The sequence below is a fragment of the Odoribacter sp. AF15-53 genome (genome assembly GCF_003479425.1).
Lineage (GTDB): Bacteria > Bacteroidota > Bacteroidia > Bacteroidales > Marinifilaceae > Butyricimonas.
On record NZ_QUHC01000020.1, the window covers coordinates 1 to 17,432 of the forward strand.

Consider the following 17,432-nt stretch of genomic DNA (forward strand, 5'->3'; position numbering starts at 1 on the left):
GGACCTTATGGACTTTATGGACTTTATAGCCCCTTTTTCATTTTCAACTTTCCATTTTCAATTGTTTTTATCGCTTCCGGGGTCCCCAGATCAAAACATAAACCATCGTGCCGGAAAAGCTCTATAGGGTGTTCTTTGGCTTGCGCCAGATGTTCATCAATTATCGAGAACACGTGGCAATGAATTATATTTTTCAGATATTCCGGACTAAGCACCTGAATTCCGCAATAATTAAATTCCTTAGCCCCGTAAAAACCGTTATCCACGATCTTTTGTTCCCCGGTACGTTTATTCTCCCAACCTTTCAACAATCCCCGGTTAAACTTCAATACCCGATCAGCTAACGCCTGTTGCACCACCAACGTGGCGTAGGCATCATGTTCCTCGTGCTGACGCACCAGAGCAGTCAAATCCAAATCGGTTAATATATCCACGTTATGAATGAGGACAGGCTTTCCCGGAATAAACAACTCCCGTGCTTTCAGCACTCCCCCACCCGTATCCAGAAGCTCCTCCCGCTCGTCGGATAACACGATGTCCATCCCGAAGTTATCCTTCTCTCTCAGAAAACTCTCCACCAGATCGGCAAAATGATGCACATTAATTACCAACCGCTCCACCTTCACCTCCCTCATTCGCTCGATCACCCGTTCGAGCAATGTCTTCCCTTTTAACTCCACCAATGCTTTCGGCCGATCATTCGTCAACGGCCTTAACCGGGTTCCCAAACCGGCAGCAAAAATCATCCCGTTCATATGTCTATTCTAAATTTCGATGATATTATTCTTTATCGCGTACATCACCAATGCCGCCGTGTTCCGGCATCCGGTTTTACTGAGCAAATTTGCCCGATGCTTGTCAACCGTACGTTTACTAATAAACAATTCGTCCGCAATCTCCTGATTAGAAAGTCCCCGGCACACGTGATACAAAATCTCCAGTTCCCGTTCCGAAATATCATTATCCACGGTTTCCGCCACCTCATTCTTATTATCGCGCATGTTATTCAGTATATTCACCAATAACTCTTCCGAAAAGAAACTTTCTCCTGCCGCCACTTTCTGAATAGCCGTCACCACCTTATCAATCCCCGAATTTTTCAATAAGAATCCTTTCGCCCCGGCATCAATCATCTTATAATAATATTGCTCATCCCCGTACATCGAAAGTACTATAATTTTTAAAGAAGGTTTCAGCTTCATGGCCTCGATCGTGGCATCAATACCGTTCATTTCCGGCATCTCGATATCCATCAAAACGACATCACAATCAACAAACGACAAATTTTCAATAAATTCTCGTCCGCTTGAAGCCTCGTAAATATGGCGAACGAAATCCTGCGTTGAAAGTAACAACTTCAACCCTTCCCGAAATAATTTATGGTCATCGACCAGATATATTCTCAATTTATCCATAAAACGATAATTACTTACACTTTATAAAAGCCCGGGCAATCATTCCCCGTCCCTCCTCACTCAATATCTTGAGATCCCCGTTACCGGAATTCAAGCGATACTGCATGTTGCTCAACCCCATTCCCCCGTCACTTTCGGCTTGTTTTACGTCAAACCCCATGCCATTATCCTCGTATTCCAGATACAAAACATCGCCTTGCAACTGTAAATCAATATCCACCTTACTGGCATTCGCATGACGCAGCGTGTTGTTTATCAACTCGCAGATCACCCGGTACATGATTACCTCCACGTTATATATAAAACGGCGATTACCGATATTTGTTTTAAAATTAATACTGATTCCCTCTGCCGGGCGTAATTTCCGAATAAAAGAATCCGTGGCATCCTTCAATCCGAAATTATTCAAAATATGAGGACTGATATTAGCCGAAATCTCCCGCACACTCACGATCGCCTCATCCACGGCCTGTTTCAGATTTCCCTTGATCTTCTCGTTCACGTCGGGCGTGTTCTTCTCGTCAAAACCGGAAAGCAACATCTTGATAACACTCAACAAAGGTCCCAGACCATCATGCAACTCCTTCGCGAAACGCTGACGCTCCTGCTCTTCCGTGCGGATAATCGCCGACAAGACTCGTTTCTCCGTCTCGCTCCGAATCCCGTCCAGCCGACGCAAAAACTGAAACACCTTTCGTATATAGAATGCCCCGATAGCGAACGCAAGAGAGATCACCAACGACAACCATACTTTCGTCTGGTACAACTCTTCCGACTCTCCCCGATGTAACGTGGGAACCAGCTCAATTGCCCGGTAAATTGCCATCAGGAAAAAACCCGTGGAGATCAATATCCACGCCGCATTAAACTTTGTCCGCTTGAATAAACTGATCGCGAACCCCATCGCCACGATCTGCAACAACAAAGATAAGTATACAACTATTTGTGTAACCACGATATATATGAGTTAAAAGTTAAAAACTAAAGGATAAAAGTTATGTTCAAAGATCGGTATAATTTCCAAAATAATCAACCCCTGATTAATTTTATGATTTACGATTTTAGATTTTAGATTCCAATTGCACGGGGAATTGCCTTCAGCGAGTTACAAGTTTACAAGTTATTTCCCCGCACAAGCCGACATTTTGATTCAACTTTTATCTCTTAGTTTTTATCTTTTATCTCCTAGAACGGATACCCGATTGCCACGTTAAACACCGAACGGCGGAAACCTCCCCGCGAATCAAACAACACGAAACGATTCCCCACAGGCATAGAAGGATCTTTCACCTTGATCCCCAAGTCAAAGCGCAACAAGAAGAAATTCGCGTTCAATCGTAATCCAGCCCCCGTACCGATAGCAATCTGATTAAAGAAATTGTAATTCAACTTCGCCCCCGGACGGTTCTCCTTCGGGTTAATATTCCACACGTTTCCCGCGTCAATAAACAACGCACCTTCCAACAACCAGATCAATTTAAAACGATACTCTATATTCCCGGCCAGTTTGAAATCCCCGACACTATTCGGGTATTTCTCGGTTGCCAGATAAGAACCGGGGCCCAGCGTTCTCGCTTGCCAAGCCCGGATATCGTTGGCCCCGCCACCATAATATGCTTCTTCGAAAGGTAACACTTTCATGTTTCCGTACGGGTAACCACACCCCACGAAAACACGTCCCACCAAAGAGTTCGCCCGGTTGATATACCAATTATACCGATACTCCGCATCCGATTTCACGAATTGCGCGTACCTTACACCGAATAACTCATGATATTTCTCGTCCAACGTTCCCACCGTCTTCTTATGCCCGACAATCCCGTCTATCGCTGCCAGGAAATTCCCCGAAGTCTCCATGTTCACCCGAAAATAATTGTAATTCGCTTTCGTGTTGATCAACTGATCGGTATACGTCGCGGAAAAAACGGCCGAAAGAATCATGTGATCCGTGTAAGCATTCTTGATATACTCGTTCTTCAGACCGTCAATAAAATTCTGATCCACATCCTTCATCAACACGTAATTCAAATCAATCAGATCAAAATTATAACGCCATTTCTTGTTCGACTTCCGCCACAGATAACCGAAACGGGCATTAGCAATTGATCGGGTATAATAAGGCGTGTATTCATAACTGTACGAGAAAGAAATAGAAGTTTTCGGGGCGTAATTCCGCCGGAAATCCTTCATTTTGAAGAAAGGCATCCAAAACTGGGGTGTCACGAACTTCAACTCGGCACCGATCTCGGAAGTATTGAATATCTTTCCTTCCCCGTCCACCTGTTCTTTCCGCAAACTACCCCAAATACTAGCGGAAATATTCTCTCCTGCCCGGAACACGTTACGATGATTATACGTGAAATTTCCCCCGACTCCCATGTTCCCCGAATTATGGGTACCTTCCAGAAACACGTTATAAGACTGCCTTTTCACGGGAGAAAGCTGAATCACACAATCCAACGCTTTCACCTCTCCTTCCGAATCCACCTCCTTAAAATCAATATTCACCATCTTAAAAAGATTCAACGCCTGCAACCGCACGTAAGTATCAATCACCCGCCGGGCATCATACAACTCGTTTCGTTGCAATTGAATCGTCTCGATTATCATCTTCGGTTTTATCTTCAACTTATCCTTGTACAGAATAGTATACCCGTTATAAAACAACGTCTTGTACGTCGAATCCACCTGTTCGGCCGTCATCAACGGATCGTAATCAAAATTCACGCTGATATTCCTCACGAAATAACGCCTGTAAGCATTACTATCCACGGCATTCTCGACAATCCGCACGAAGAGCTTTGCCATATTCTCTTTAGACGTAGTTGTCGTGTCGGCAAAAAACTGGATAAAATTCTTCGAGAAATTAAAATATCCTCTCTCCCGAAGCATTTTCGTGATCCGTTCCCGCTCGTCGTCCAGCACGTCGAGGTCCAGGGGCGCATTCTTCTCCAGAAGCGTGTTCAGCGTGTCCCGGCGATAATTAGCCATTAACCCGCTCTCCTCCGCGATCACGTTTTCCTTTCCCACTTTCGAATCAAACTTCACATCCTGAATACGGGTAACGGGTCCCATGTCTATCCGGTACTCCACGAGCGCCTTCTTCTTCTTGTACATGACGGAATCCGTCACCCGGGCGCTATAAAATCCTTTATTATGGAGATACAATTCTATCTGGCTCGCACTACGCTGCGTCATGAAAGGATCGTAAATAACGGGAGCCTCCCCGATTCGCCGCAACCACTGGTTAAATTTCTTTTTATCATTCCTCCCGCTCAGATTATACAACCCCAGGTGAAAGCGGGCAACTCCCAAGATACGAGTATTCGGTTTTTGCCGGATATTTCGCTTGATATCAGATCTATTCAATTTATAATCATCCACTTTCACCTTCACCCGATCCAGCAAATACTCGTCCTTCCCGACATATTTCGTCGGGGAACACGAATAGAAGAAATAGACTATAAAAAAAATAAAACTTATCTTGTACGCTACACGCATGCTCAAAAATCTCAAAAAAATACTATGTTTGTGTTTTATTTTAACCAGCAAGCTTAAAAACGATGCTTAGCAAACACCTAACAAATGTAATCCAAAACCTTGAAAAAAAGAAATTCAGGGAAAAATATAATTTATACAAGGTCGAGGGAGATAAACTGGTACAGGAATTACTCCTTTCAGACATGAAAATTGACACGCTTGTTGCCAGTCCCTCGTGGATCGCGAACAACCAACAACACGTTAAATCATACAACGTTATCGAGGTCAACGAGATCGAAATGGGACGGGTATCCAATTTCAAATCCCTGCCGGAAGTCATCGCTCTGTCCGAAATCCCGGTCAAGGGATACAACCCGGACGAGATAGAAAACAGCCTCTCCGTCATCCTCAACGGAATCCAGGACCCCGGTAACATCGGCACGATACTCCGTGTCTGTGACTGGTTCGGCATCCGGAATATATTTTGTGATCACGATTGTGCAAACATTTTTAACCCGAAATCCGTTCAAGCAAGCATGGGTGCAATCTTCCGGGTGAATGTTTTCTACTTGGATCTTGTCAACTTTATCCCCCGGTTCGTGGGGCAGGATTTCCCGTGTTACGGGACTTTCCTGCGAGGTGAAAATATCTACAAGCAACAACTCCGGACCAAAGGATTTATTGTCATGGGAAACGAAGGAAACGGCATCACCCCCGAGATCGAACAATTTGTCAGTCACAAGATCACGATCCCGAGTTTTGCACATAGCCTCTATTCAACCGAATCCCTAAACGTGGGTGTAGCCACCGGCATCATCCTCTCGGAATTCAAACGAATGGAATAAATAATGAAAGAACAAATTATTTAAACAAAAAAGAATGTAGTATGAAAAAATTTGTAGTATTGGCACTATTCAGCCTTATTGGCCTGGCAACAATGGCTCAATCTCTCCCAATCAACATCGGTATACACGGAGGTTGGAATAACACGAAGATCAATGCGAAACACCTGAAAGTAGATTCTCATGGCGGATACATGATCGGAGCTTTTGCCCGTATCAATCTGGGAAGCCTCTATCTTGAACCTGCCGTAAACTTCGCTCATAAAGAGAGCGGAATCAAAAATGAATATTCCATTGGAAAATTCAAATATAGCTCTATCGACATTCCGGTTATGGTCGGATACAACATACTGAAACTCCCCATCTTCAAACTACGCGGATTTGCCGGTCCGGTTGCCTCTTTCGTGACCAAAGACCTGAAAAAGGATTTCAACACAGACAAAATGATGTGGAACGGTAAAATCGGTGCCGGAGTCGACGTGTGGAAAGTTACTTTCGATATTGATTACGAGTTCGGATTAAAGAAATTCGGGGACGACGTGAAAGCTCCCAAATCCTGGAACCTAACTTTAGGATTCAAGATTATCTAAAAGAGAAACAGAGGGAGAGCTAAAATACTCACCGTCTTCGGGAAGATCACCAGCTCCTCCTATGTTTATGAGGGTACTGAAAAAGTCCCATTATTTGAACTACTACCCCTGTCCCCTCCTTACACAGGCGGGGCAACCGCTTGGTAATCAACTCTCCCCCTGTGTAAGGGGGAGCCGGAGGGGGTAGTTGTTTATCACAATACCGACTTTTTCAGCGGCCTCGTTTATAGAGGAGGTGGCCGAAGGTCGGAGGAGTTTATTATAAAGAGAAGCGCAAAGCTTCTCTTTTTTATATCCTATTCCCCCAAGAAGATTCTCCCAATGCAAAATGTTCCTCCGAGTAATCGGCAACCAGATTAGAAAGAAGTTCCAATTCTATGCTATTCGGATCACTTAACGAAGTACTATCATCCACTAATGGAAGAAGTTCTTCTACTCTTTTTACTGCCCATTCATATTGAGCTTGATTTTCAATCCTTGTCATAAATCCAATTTCAATAGTTGAACAATTTTATTTTATATATCTTGTTTTACCTAACGGTTACCCCCTGACAAACTCACAAGAAATTCTTGTGAGTTGCTTCAATTACGAGTTCGCCATTGTTATAAATATTATCTACATATTGACTTATATTCTACTTTATCGTCAAAACCTCCCTCTCTCGGTATCTCCCCATATCCGAGATCACAACCTCCTCTCCTTCTTCAAGCCCGGCAATCACTTCTACATTTTCGAACCCGCTTTCTCCCAAATTGACCTTCCGTTTCATGATTTTATCCCCTTGCTTAACCCACAGCTCGTATTCCCCTCGTCCCATATAATAAGCTCCCGTGGGTAAACGCAGCGCCTCTTCCGTCACGGCATGCGTCACGTGAACATCCACTTTCAACCCCGACCGTAACCGTTTATTACCGTGATCCTCCAAAAACACGACAAACTTGATCACCCCGTTATTCACCGACGGGGTCACATTCCCGACCACACCCTCGAACTTCTCGCTACCGATCATCACGTTCACCCGGTTCCCCGTGCTAATTTTATCGGCATAACTATCAGCGATCTCCGCCTCCACCTTAAAAGTGGATAAATCCGACAGTATCGCCAGATTACTACCCGCTGACACGGAGGAACCCACCTGATCATTAATCCAGGTCAGGGTTGCCGCCCGGGGAGCCATCACATGGGCCTCCCCCAACGTTTTAAACAACAAATCTATATTCCGTTTGGCAATCTTGTAATCCAACTCCAAAGATTTGATTTCCGACTCGGAAGCACTTTTCTTATTTTCATACTTCCGTTTCAATTGTTCCAATTGCATCCCTTTCACCGTGTAATTCAATTCAGCCTCCCGCACCTTTTCCCGGGTACTGGCCCCGATGCTATCCAGATACCGTTCGTTATTCAACGACACCAACGTCCGTTTCAGCGTCATTTCGTCAATATCAACCTGCATTTTCATCTCCGCCAAATCGCTGGCTATCGTCCTACGCTGCAAATCCAATTTACTCAACTGCATTTCCAGAGATTCCTTCTTGGTGTCGTATTCCGTTTTAATCGTTTCCAAATCCAACTGCAATAAAGGCTCATCCTTCTCTACCCGATCTCCCGCCTTTTTATACACCTCCAATATTTTCGATGAAACAGGCGAGGTGATAATCTCCTCGGCAAAAGGAACCACTTTTCCCGTGGCATACACGGATACTTCCACCACCCCCCGGTCCACGATCCCGAAATTAATCTCGCTCCCCCGAATCTTGGGCTGAAACACGTTTACCAGACCATAAAAACCACACACACCAACTATCACGACAATAACAACCTTTATCAATAACTTCCGTTTACGTTGTCTTTTCATCCCCGAAGAAATTGCCCGATCCATACTCCTAATATTTTTCTTGTTCGTAAATTATATCCTGTTCCTGCTCGAAATCATAGAGTGTCAGCTTTCGCAACGTGTAAAAATACCTCCACGAAGAATAAAGTTGACTGATATACATCCGGCGAGCATCATCCTGTTCCGTTCGGGCCGCATTCAAATCCAACACGCTGATCTGCCCTAACACGAAAGTCTCGTATGCCGTTTTGTAGCGTTTCTGAGCCACCGTGTCCGCCAAACGCACGATCTCGTTCAATCGACTCTGCTCCTGATATTGTCGTACCGTCGTCAGCACGTTTTGTTCAAAATTCTGCGTTTCCTGTTCCACCTGTACCTTTACAATATCCTCTTGCGAGCGGGCCAATTCCACCTGTCCCCTTCCTTTTCCCCAATTCAGAATCGGGATACTTATTCCCAAGCTCACCGATTCCCGGTTACGCAAATTCCGATAGGTATCTTTAAACCGACTATCGGTCCCCGTGTACCCGATCGAAGCATACACGTCAGCCTGAAAACCCCGACCTGCCTTTGCTTGCGCCACCTGTTGACGAGCATTCAACAACCGACAAATAACCTCGTGACAGAAAGGATTGTTCTTGTCCGCCAATTCCAGTACACGTTCATAAGAAACCTCTATCCCCGGACACTCTCCCGGTATTTCCGGAACCAACAGCACCCGATCGTTATATCCCAAATAATTTCTCAAAGCAAACATCTTCTGCTCGTAGGCCTGCTCCGTCTGAATCAGGGAGGACGATGCGTTCAAATAATTCAACCTTAATTGCAACAAATCGTTATCCGAAATCAATCCCCGTTCCCGTTTCCCCCGGGCGATTTCCATTAACTTTTTTGAACTCTCCAGATTTTGTTTATCAATATTCACGTTAATCATGGCCAACAATAAATCAAAATAACACGACACCGCCTGAATGGCAATAGACTCCATATCCACGACAAACTGTTGTTGTGCCTGCTTGTATTTCTCGGGTTCAATCCGCGTATTCCATTTCAAGGGATTCGCCGTGATCAACGGTTGCGAGAATACCACGTTAAATGGCACGCTCATATACTCCGTCTCCCGGTTTCCCTCCAATTGATCCACCCGTTCCAACTGGGACTGCAATGATAACTGTCCTCCCGTTAACGGGATATTCTGCGTGAGAGACAGGGCCATCTGTTCGGAAATCGAATTACTCGACACGTATTTGTACGTCCCGTCCTCTTTCAGATAACTGGACATCGTGCGATTAAAACTAGGGATCGTTCCCGTCAACTTCACATTCGGTAACAAATCCGCCTTGTAATTCCGGTACTGCCAGTATGCCGCTCTCCATTGATTCTTGGCCATCATGGCATCCAGCGATTGACTTCGTGCCAAGCGAATCGCCTCCTCCAACGTGATCAACTTCTGTTCTTGCTGCCCGAAAACGGGCAACATCAACAACAAACACCCTATCGTCAAAAATTCTTTCATAATGATCCTGTATTTACATGTCACTCCTCCCGCATCGCCTCCACCGGGTTAACCCTCGAAACCCGGTAAGCGGGCCACCAAGCACTGAACATCGAGAAAATAATCATGATCACAACCGCACTCCCCAAAGCCAGCATAGGAACAAACTGTAACGGGTAAACAAATACAAACAAACCTAATCCCAGCAACAAGGCCAGTACAGTCAAAACAAAACTCTCCAAAATCACAAAACGATGCAATCCCCCGACAGTAGACCCGACTACCAGACGCAAGGCAAATTCCTTTCTCCGCTTGGTCGAGTAAAGCCAGAACAACCCGAATGTCCCGATAAAAGTAAATATCAACAAAAACGACGTGGGAATAACGATCGTCCCCACACTCACGATATTACTCAACATCGTGGTTATTTTCAATCCCTCCACGCTATATATCCCGATTTCCTGATTCGTACCCGCAAATAAACGACTACACTCTCTATCAAGTAAATTACTGAATGTCTTCAATTCCCCATCCCGTACCCGGACAATAAATTCGGGCCAATCGCTATAGCCGCAAACCTCGTAAGGCAAGATCAATGTCGGGCAGGATTCTTTATAAACTTCCTGTTTCAATCCGGCCATCACCCCGACAATCGTACACGCTTTCCCGTTAAGAGAAATATTCCTTCCCACCACTTCGTGCCACCCGAACCGATCTGCTAACTGTCGGGTTACAATAGCCGGATAAGTCCCGTCAGCCAATATTTTACCGGGCAACCATCTCCCCTCCTCCAGCTTTATGTCGAACACGCTAGCCGTGAATTCATCCGCTCCTTTCACGTAAATTTGTACACTCTTCCCCTCGCACTTTAAAGAATCTTTCGGATTCATATTCTCCGAACGAACATAGGGGACGAAAAACGCGCACTCACTGACAGCCACCACGGAAAGATGCGTGCGCAATGTCTCGCACAAATGTCTCATCATATTCTCCGTTTCTTCTGACGAGAGAGAACGTCCTTCCAGTTTAAGCTCCGGGCCAAACTGCAACGTGTTTTCAGTATTCAACATTCCCGGCGTGTAATACCGGGCTAAAGTCTCCCCCGTGTTCACGAAACAAAACACCAGAACAACAAAAACCACCGCCTGCTCTATGAACATCCCCCCGTATTTCTTTTTTTGATTCCAGAACAGAGTAAAAATATGGCGTATCATTCCACACCTCCTTTCAACATATCCACGATTGGATTTCTTATCACCCAATAGGCCGGAAGTCCGCTGGAAACGAGAGAAAACAACAATGACAAAGGCAGCACCTCCAAGAGAATGACCGTCCAGTTCATTTCGGCCAAAATCGTCAATGACCCGATAATCATATTCCCGAAAAGCAATTTATCCAAGAACTGACATAAAGGAAGAAGCAAGGCAATTCCCAACAAAGTTCCCACGATCACCAACACGATATTTTCAATCAAAACCTCCAAAAACACGAAATCCCGATTTGCTCCTAACGCCCGCTTAATCCCAAGTTCAGCAACCTGAATACTCGTGTTAGCCACACTCAAAAGGATGATATTCAATATAGGAATTATCAACAATAACAAAAGTCCCAAAAAAACACTCATCCTCCACAAATGTCCCCCGAACACCTCGGCTCTCACTTCCTGCACCGTACGTACGGGTTCCGGAAATTGAGTCACGTTGACATGTTTCATTTCCGCCACATAACTCACGGCAGACATCACCATTTTCTTCGCCTTCTCCATATCGGTACCTTCTGGAAATAAAATATACGTATTCACCCAATCATTACCGGACATCCCCCGATCAAAATACTCGGGCAACCAAATTGAAAGATGACCATCCTGTGCAAACAACGAAATATCGGCAACCACCCCGATAATCTTGTACCTATTACCTTGAAAACATAGCTCCTCACCCACCACGTTCGCCTTTGCGAAATAAGTTTTCGCCACACTCTCGTTCACCACCACCCTCGGCTCTTTTGCTTCCCGTTCCGTGAAAGGATGTCCCTGCACGAAATCATACTGAAACACGTTCCAATAATTATAATCCGTGTAGACAGCCATATTCATCCCGAACTGACCGTTCGCCCGGACATTATTAGCCTCATCGTGATAACAGGTATAATTCTCGTATCCCTTTAACTGGCTCATAATCATCTGCACGTCCTTCCGGTTCAACCTACTCTTGAAATTATTCCCCTGTTCATCCCATATATAGCTGGGAACTTCAACAATCCGCTCAGAATAAAGAGCCGGGGGCATATTTCCCCGCACCACGTGAACGATTTGCAACAATATCGTGACAAACACGAATGTCAACATCGCCCCGAACACGCAGAACAAGGCATACGCTTTATGGTGCATGATATTATAGCAAATCGGCTTCCAATAAATATATAATTTTTTCATACGCTAATTTTACTTTAAAGCAATTGCCGGATTAATCTTCGTCACCTTGTAGGCAGGGAACCACGCACTCAACACGGAAAAAAAGAGCATAATTACCAAAGTTACCGCGATGCCCGTTACCTCGATCATGATATAATCGTAAATAAAGAACGATAACAACACACCGGGAATACTAGCTAAAAGGGTCACCACGGTACTTTCCAAAATCACGAATGTCAACAAATTACGGGTTGTTGCCCCTACCGACAACCTCACGGCAAACTCGTGAACCCGAGTCTCCGTGTGTTGAAGGAACAAACCGAACGTACCGATAAAAGCAAAGAAAAGAAGAAAAAGGGTGGGTATTGCCTGCAAATACAGATTTATCGTGAGCATACTCATAAATTGTTTTTTCGCTTTTTGCATCACTGCCGCATACGCCTGTACATTTTTCATGGGTAACAAACGATTAAATTCTTTATAATAGGCCAAAATAAAATCCATCTCTTTACCGGGCTGTACACGGGCACAAAACTCTCTAAACGATCCAATACTTGATATTCTATTTAAATCCACAATTACAGTCGGTTCGGATAATTCAAACGCAGCATGCTTTATCCCGGATAACACTCCAACCACGGTAAACGTTTTTCCCTCATACACAATTTTACGTCCCAAGGCTTGTTCCCATTTCAAATCATCAGTCAATTGTTTGGTAACCACACAAGTAAACGACCCATCTTCCAACACACTGTTCGTTAACCAATCTCCCTCTATAATATCCGGCCGAAACACTTTTGCTCCCGCCCCATCTGATGCTCTCCAATTTACAAACAAGGTTTTTCCATCAATTCTTATACTGTCATGTAAAGCCTGAGATCTCATATAAGGAATCATTCCACAACTCCAAGTAACCTCTTCAACATAAGGCAATTCTTTAATATTAGCAACCACGGTCTCAGCTATCGCCTTCATATCTTCCCATTTCAAATTTTCTGTTCCCGAACTAGTGTTTGAAAGCATATATCCGAATCCAACAGTATTTTCAGTATCCAACATCCCGGGAGCACAATACTGTTTAAAAACCGTGACCACAGAGACCACACCCACCATTAAAACCACGAATACGACTACCTGCTCCACGAAAATACCCAAATAAGATTTTCGATCATTCCATAATACTTTCAATAAATTCCGTATCATTTTGAACCTCCTTTCAACACTTCCGCCATATTTTTCCGTAACGTAACAAATGCCGGAAACATACTAACTAGTAATGTAAACAAAATAGACAAGGGTAGCACCCCACACAAAATCACCATAAAATTCAATTGTGTAAGGAATGACACATTTCCCAAAAGAGAATCTTCAAAACAGAGGTATTCTATCCCGTAAACTACCGGAGAAAACAACAATAAACCAACGACAATACCTGCCAATACTAATATCAAATTCTCCACAACAATATAAGAAAATAACACGGGACGAGATGCCCCAATAGCACGACGAATTGCAATCTCTTCCGATCTCCGGTTCGAATTAGATATACTCAAAGTCACGATATTAATCGCCGGAACCACAAGCAACAACAATACAATCACGGGAATTCCATACGATAATATATCAAGTCCTACCTCCTGCATAACCACCTCTTTCCGAGTTTTCATCTTCTCGGCAGATATATCAACCTTTATCCTCCGCGCATCAAAATATGCCTTTACCGCTTGAGCAACTTCTCGCTTCGCCTCTGCTATTGGAAACGCTGAAGGAAATAACACCTCAAGGTGATAATAACTACTTCCACTAGGGGTAAACGTGTTAAATTGATCCGAAAGCCAAAAGCCATCCGCAATTAAAGTTGTAAAAAAAGAAATATTCTCTACCACCCCGGTAATCGTGTAAGAAACTTTTTGAATTTCTATTTTCCGTCCAACGGCATTCTCTCCCCGGAAAAGAGCTTTCGCCATCATTTGATTAATCACCGCTACCGGTTGTTTATTCTCGTATTCCTGTTGGCTGAACGCCCGGCCCTCGATAAACTTAAACCGAAAGACTTTCCAGTAATCTGCATTCACGTAATTCACACATTGGGACACCATCCCGTTATCAACAAAAATATCACAATCCTCAATATGCCATCTGGCATACATCTCACATCCTTTGATATTTTTTATTAAAGTTTCCGTGTAAAAAGCATTAATTCCATGCGAACGTCCTCCCTTATCTTCAAAACTACCAAACGACACGATCCGATCCCCCTTGTCTACCGGGGGAACATTCCCGATAAAAGAATACAGCACTTGCAACGCTATCGCGATAAAGACGAAAGACATCGCCGTCCCCAGCACGTAAAATAAAGAAAAGGAAAGATTATGCCTTATGTTATACAAGGCCGGCATAATATAATTCTTCAACCTGTTCATAACACCAATTTTCCGTCAAACAACCGAATAACCCGACTCGTCTCCCGTGCAATATGCTCGTCATGTGTCACCATCACGATCGTTGTCCCCTCCTGATTCAACCTTAAAAGAATATCCATAATCTCCGCCCCCATTTTGCTATCCAAATTACCCGTGGGTTCATCCGCCAAGATCACTTTCGGTTGTCCCATTAACGCCCGGGCAATCGCTACACGCTGGCATTGTCCACCGGACAACTGCGAGGGAAAATGTTTCAGACGGTGGCTCAACCCCACCTTGTCCAGTATTTCCAACGCCCGTTGCTTGCTTCCCGACACGGAAGCACCTTTCCGGTACAACATCGGCAACAACACGTTATCCAGCACGTTCAGCGATGGGATCAGATGAAAACTTTGAAAAATAAAACCAAGTTTCTGGTTTCGGATTCGGGCTTTATCCCGATCATACAACAAATCAGCCCTGACATCATCAATAATCACCCAACCTTCGGTGGGTGTATCAAGCAATCCCATGATATTCAACATCGTACTCTTCCCACATCCCGACGGCCCCATGATAGCCACGAACTCCCCTGCCTCCACCGTGAGATTTATATTTTCCAATGCCCGTGTTTCAACCTCTTTCGTGTAAAACGTCTTGTTTATATTTTCCAGTGTTATCATGATTTTGTATTTTAATGATTATTCTTTATTCATTTTACCGATACAAAAATGATAAACCAAATTCACTTATCCTGGCTCAATTTATTGTAAAAGTGTTGTAAAATGAAGAGGAATAATTACATTCGCAACAAACAAATACTGTAAAAAGAGTATTTTGCTGAAAAGTGCGATCGGTGCAACAACATGAGGAACAACTTAAAAGTTATCGGCTACACGACTTGCGTCATATTTGTATTACTTTGGCTTAACCAACTATTTTCAGGAATCAACCTGTATAAACTGGAAAAAAGTCAATGGCAGAAATACATGGACTCCATCGTGGAGACAAGTGTCGATTCTTACCTCAGACTCTCGAATTTACCTGATTCATCCGAACTCACCAACGACATAGATTTCAATCCCCAAACCTTCACGATCAATATTCAAACACGGGACACGGTTCATACAATATGTATTGATTCCAACGAAACCTTGAAACACACATATATCCGCAAATTACTCGGGACTTCCTCTCGTGAACTTGCTCCTCTTTCCCGGTTAGATACCCTCTTGCATCTATCGCTCGGGAAGCAAAGCGTGAAGGTACAACTCATAACTTGCAAGCTTGATAATACAAGCAACGAAATTGAACGCTTCCCCTTGAACGACACCGATATATCCGGCCTGATCCGTTCTAAAATCTATTCCCTCGGATCCCAATCGGGAGAATCAATCAAGATATACTACAATTTCCCGACTGCCATCTTTCTAACAAAAGCATGGAATAACGTCCTTGCAATCGCGGCATTTACCCTCTTGTTGATTTTCGGACTCCTGTATCTTTCCCGGATACAACAACAACTATCCCGCCTACAAGAAAAAATGATACAACAAGTCGTTCACGACTGGAAAACACCATTAAATAACATCGGGACTCTCGCTCAATTACTTGAAAAGAAATCCATTTCGCCCGAAGACGAAAAAGGCATAAAAAAAATACAGATCATTCAACAGGAAATAGAACTTTTGAGAACAAGTTCGCAACAATTACTTAAAACATTGAGCGGAATCGCTCGTCTCCGGATCAATAAAAACGAGTTCAATTTAAAAACAGAATTATCCCTCTTGCTGGAAAAGTTGCAAAACGCCAACTTGAACCAGAAAAACATTCACGTGCAATTAAGATACCTGGTTCAATATCAAAACATACACGCCTCCCATTTTCACTTGCTCGGGGCCATTCAAAATCTACTGGATAACGCCGTTAAATACGGCGGGAATGAACCCCGGATAACCGTTACCTGTTACCAGAAAAGAGGAACACTCATCATTCAGGTAAAAGACAACGGCCCCGGTATACCCAAAAAAGAACAAAAGCATATATTCGATAAATATTATCAAGTAAATACAAACGAAAATCCGGGAGCTAAAAAAGGATACGGTTTAGGATTAACCTACGTTCGCAACGTGGTAAAAGCACACGGGGGTAGTCTTTCTTTAAACAGTACACCCGGAAATGGATGTACCTTCACCATAAAACTCAAAAAATGGAGAACGAAATAAAAATACTATACGCGGAAGATAATACCACGGCAGCACTCATCTACCAAGAAATCCTCGAAGAAGCCGGATTCACCGTGACAATCGCCTCGACCGGAAACGAAGCCTGGGATTTATATCAAAATGGGAAATGGGATCTCATCCTCCTCGACATGGATCTACCGGGTAAAGACGGGCACGAACTCATCCGACTCATCCGGGAACAAGGAGATCAGGTTCCGATCATTATTTTAAGTTCCCTGAATCACAACCACGCTCTATACGAAGGCGCTGACGATTACCTCGTGAAAGGGTGTAGTGTTGACGAGGTGAAAGCCCGTATCGACAAGGCAATAGCCAGAACACGAAGAATAAACACGGAAAAAGAACAGGGACTATTCCACCTCTCTCCCTCCACCACGTTCAACAAGAATACCCGGCAACTCATAACCTGCGGACACAAAGAAGAACTGAAAGGAATGGAAGCCAAAATACTCTGGTTATTCTGCCTACGCATCAACGAAATAATCTCTATCGTCGAAATGTGCGAAACCCTGTGGGGCCTTTATACCACCGATAAAGAACGGGCATTTACCCGCTACGTCTGCCTGCTCAACAAAAAATTAAAACCCGATACCTCGATCGCTATCAAAAATGAATTCGCCAGAGGGTACAAACTAGTAAATGACATCAGGTAATCTCATCCGTTCGAGCCATACGATATCCCATTTTTTGACATCAAACTCAACATCCACTTCC

Annotated in this window: 15 protein-coding genes and 1 pseudogene; 4 read left to right on the forward strand and 12 right to left on the reverse strand. The window is 43.9% G+C overall.

Annotated features, from left to right (window positions below; translation table 11 throughout):
• Positions 1-23: 23 nt before the first annotated feature.
• The 4 genes from DWW52_RS19905 to DWW52_RS19920 all read right to left on the reverse strand — a co-directional run bounded on the left by DWW52_RS19905 (position 24) and on the right by DWW52_RS19920 (position 4,916).
• Positions 24-755, reverse strand: a complete 732-nt coding sequence (locus DWW52_RS19905; protein ID WP_233556998.1) for a nucleotidyltransferase family protein — start codon at positions 753-755, stop codon at positions 24-26.
• A gap of 9 nt (positions 756-764) precedes the next feature.
• On the reverse strand, positions 765-1,415 hold the full coding sequence (locus DWW52_RS19910; protein WP_118717638.1) for a response regulator transcription factor: 651 nt from the start codon (positions 1,413-1,415) through the stop codon (positions 765-767).
• A 10-nt stretch (positions 1,416-1,425) separates the two neighbouring features.
• Entirely contained in the window at positions 1,426-2,370 is a 945-nt protein-coding gene (locus DWW52_RS19915) for a sensor histidine kinase (RefSeq protein WP_118717640.1), read from the reverse strand.
• 230 nt (positions 2,371-2,600) lie between these two features.
• Positions 2,601-4,916: a BamA/TamA family outer membrane protein gene (locus DWW52_RS19920; protein WP_118717642.1), complete on the reverse strand. Its 2,316-nt coding sequence runs from the start codon at positions 4,914-4,916 to the stop codon at positions 2,601-2,603.
• A 62-nt stretch (positions 4,917-4,978) separates the two neighbouring features.
• Between DWW52_RS19920 and DWW52_RS19925 the strand changes: the two genes are divergently transcribed.
• Both DWW52_RS19925 and DWW52_RS19930 read left to right on the forward strand, forming a co-directional pair.
• On the forward strand, positions 4,979-5,740 hold the full coding sequence (locus tag DWW52_RS19925; protein WP_118717644.1) for an RNA methyltransferase: 762 nt from the start codon (positions 4,979-4,981) through the stop codon (positions 5,738-5,740).
• 41 nt (positions 5,741-5,781) lie between these two features.
• Complete coding sequence (locus tag DWW52_RS19930) at positions 5,782-6,327, forward strand: porin family protein (RefSeq protein WP_118717646.1); 546 nt, start codon at positions 5,782-5,784, stop codon at positions 6,325-6,327.
• Between the two features lie 307 nt (positions 6,328-6,634).
• Here the strand turns inward: DWW52_RS19930 and DWW52_RS19935 are convergent.
• The 8 genes and pseudogenes from DWW52_RS19935 to DWW52_RS19970 form a co-directional block, all read right to left on the reverse strand.
• Positions 6,635-6,811, reverse strand: a pseudogene (locus DWW52_RS19935) (transcriptional regulator); the annotation flags it as partial.
• Positions 6,812-6,962: 151 nt separating this feature from the next.
• Positions 6,963-8,207 (reverse strand): efflux RND transporter periplasmic adaptor subunit, encoded by a 1,245-nt coding sequence (locus DWW52_RS19940; RefSeq protein WP_199692025.1) that lies wholly within the window; start codon positions 8,205-8,207, stop codon positions 6,963-6,965.
• A 4-nt stretch (positions 8,208-8,211) separates the two neighbouring features.
• On the reverse strand, positions 8,212-9,678 hold the full coding sequence (locus DWW52_RS19945; protein ID WP_118717650.1) for a TolC family protein: 1,467 nt from the start codon (positions 9,676-9,678) through the stop codon (positions 8,212-8,214).
• A 20-nt stretch (positions 9,679-9,698) separates the two neighbouring features.
• Positions 9,699-10,871, reverse strand: coding sequence for an ABC transporter permease (locus tag DWW52_RS19950; RefSeq protein ID WP_118717652.1), 1,173 nt, complete (start codon positions 10,869-10,871; stop codon positions 9,699-9,701).
• Positions 10,868-12,091 carry an ABC transporter permease gene (locus tag DWW52_RS19955; RefSeq protein WP_118717654.1) on the reverse strand — a complete coding sequence of 408 codons (1,224 nt, stop codon included), beginning with the start codon at positions 12,089-12,091 and terminating at the stop codon, positions 10,868-10,870. The genes DWW52_RS19950 and DWW52_RS19955 overlap by 4 nt, the downstream gene beginning before the upstream one ends.
• A gap of 9 nt (positions 12,092-12,100) precedes the next feature.
• The gene (locus DWW52_RS19960; RefSeq protein WP_118717656.1) at positions 12,101-13,273 is read right to left on the reverse strand and encodes an ABC transporter permease; all 1,173 of its coding nucleotides are present in this window, start codon (positions 13,271-13,273) and stop codon (positions 12,101-12,103) included.
• Positions 13,270-14,493: an ABC transporter permease gene (locus tag DWW52_RS19965; protein WP_118717658.1), complete on the reverse strand. Its 1,224-nt coding sequence runs from the start codon at positions 14,491-14,493 to the stop codon at positions 13,270-13,272. Before DWW52_RS19965 ends, DWW52_RS19960 begins: the two co-directional genes overlap by 4 nt.
• Entirely contained in the window at positions 14,490-15,155 is a 666-nt protein-coding gene (locus tag DWW52_RS19970; protein ID WP_118717660.1) for an ABC transporter ATP-binding protein, read from the reverse strand. The genes DWW52_RS19965 and DWW52_RS19970 overlap by 4 nt, the downstream gene beginning before the upstream one ends.
• A 183-nt stretch (positions 15,156-15,338) precedes the next feature.
• On the opposite strand from DWW52_RS19970, the gene DWW52_RS19975 reads away from it, so the two are divergent.
• Together DWW52_RS19975 and DWW52_RS19980 are read left to right on the forward strand one after the other, a co-directional pair.
• Entirely contained in the window at positions 15,339-16,697 is a 1,359-nt protein-coding gene (locus DWW52_RS19975; RefSeq protein WP_118717662.1) for a sensor histidine kinase KdpD, read from the forward strand.
• Positions 16,682-17,371 (forward strand): response regulator transcription factor, encoded by a 690-nt coding sequence (locus DWW52_RS19980; protein WP_158582681.1) that lies wholly within the window; start codon positions 16,682-16,684, stop codon positions 17,369-17,371. The genes DWW52_RS19975 and DWW52_RS19980 overlap by 16 nt, the downstream gene beginning before the upstream one ends.
• The last annotated feature ends 61 nt before the right edge of the window (positions 17,372-17,432 follow it).

What these genes read in the sequence shown, in the direction of transcription:
- DWW52_RS19905 (WP_233556998.1), bottom strand. Translation starts at nt 755, where the DNA reads ATGAACGGGATGATTTTTGCTGCCGGTTTGGGAACCCGGTTAAGGCCG.
- DWW52_RS19910 (WP_118717638.1), bottom strand. Translation starts at nt 1,415, where the DNA reads ATGGATAAATTGAGAATATATCTGGTCGATGACCATAAATTATTTCGG.
- DWW52_RS19920 (WP_118717642.1), bottom strand. Translation starts at nt 4,916, where the DNA reads ATGCGTGTAGCGTACAAGATAAGTTTTATTTTTTTTATAGTCTATTTC.
- DWW52_RS19925 (WP_118717644.1), top strand. Translation starts at nt 4,979, where the DNA reads ATGCTTAGCAAACACCTAACAAATGTAATCCAAAACCTTGAAAAAAAG.
- DWW52_RS19930 (WP_118717646.1), top strand. Translation starts at nt 5,782, where the DNA reads ATGAAAAAATTTGTAGTATTGGCACTATTCAGCCTTATTGGCCTGGCA.
- DWW52_RS19940 (WP_199692025.1), bottom strand. Translation starts at nt 8,207, where the DNA reads ATGGATCGGGCAATTTCTTCGGGGATGAAAAGACAACGTAAACGGAAG.
- DWW52_RS19945 (WP_118717650.1), bottom strand. Translation starts at nt 9,678, where the DNA reads ATGAAAGAATTTTTGACGATAGGGTGTTTGTTGTTGATGTTGCCCGTT.
- DWW52_RS19950 (WP_118717652.1), bottom strand. Translation starts at nt 10,871, where the DNA reads ATGATACGCCATATTTTTACTCTGTTCTGGAATCAAAAAAAGAAATAC.
- DWW52_RS19955 (WP_118717654.1), bottom strand. Translation starts at nt 12,091, where the DNA reads ATGAAAAAATTATATATTTATTGGAAGCCGATTTGCTATAATATCATG.
- DWW52_RS19960 (WP_118717656.1), bottom strand. Translation starts at nt 13,273, where the DNA reads ATGATACGGAATTTATTGAAAGTATTATGGAATGATCGAAAATCTTAT.
- DWW52_RS19965 (WP_118717658.1), bottom strand. Translation starts at nt 14,493, where the DNA reads ATGAACAGGTTGAAGAATTATATTATGCCGGCCTTGTATAACATAAGG.
- DWW52_RS19970 (WP_118717660.1), bottom strand. Translation starts at nt 15,155, where the DNA reads ATGATAACACTGGAAAATATAAACAAGACGTTTTACACGAAAGAGGTT.
- DWW52_RS19975 (WP_118717662.1), top strand. Translation starts at nt 15,339, where the DNA reads ATGAGGAACAACTTAAAAGTTATCGGCTACACGACTTGCGTCATATTT.
- DWW52_RS19980 (WP_158582681.1), top strand. Translation starts at nt 16,682, where the DNA reads ATGGAGAACGAAATAAAAATACTATACGCGGAAGATAATACCACGGCA.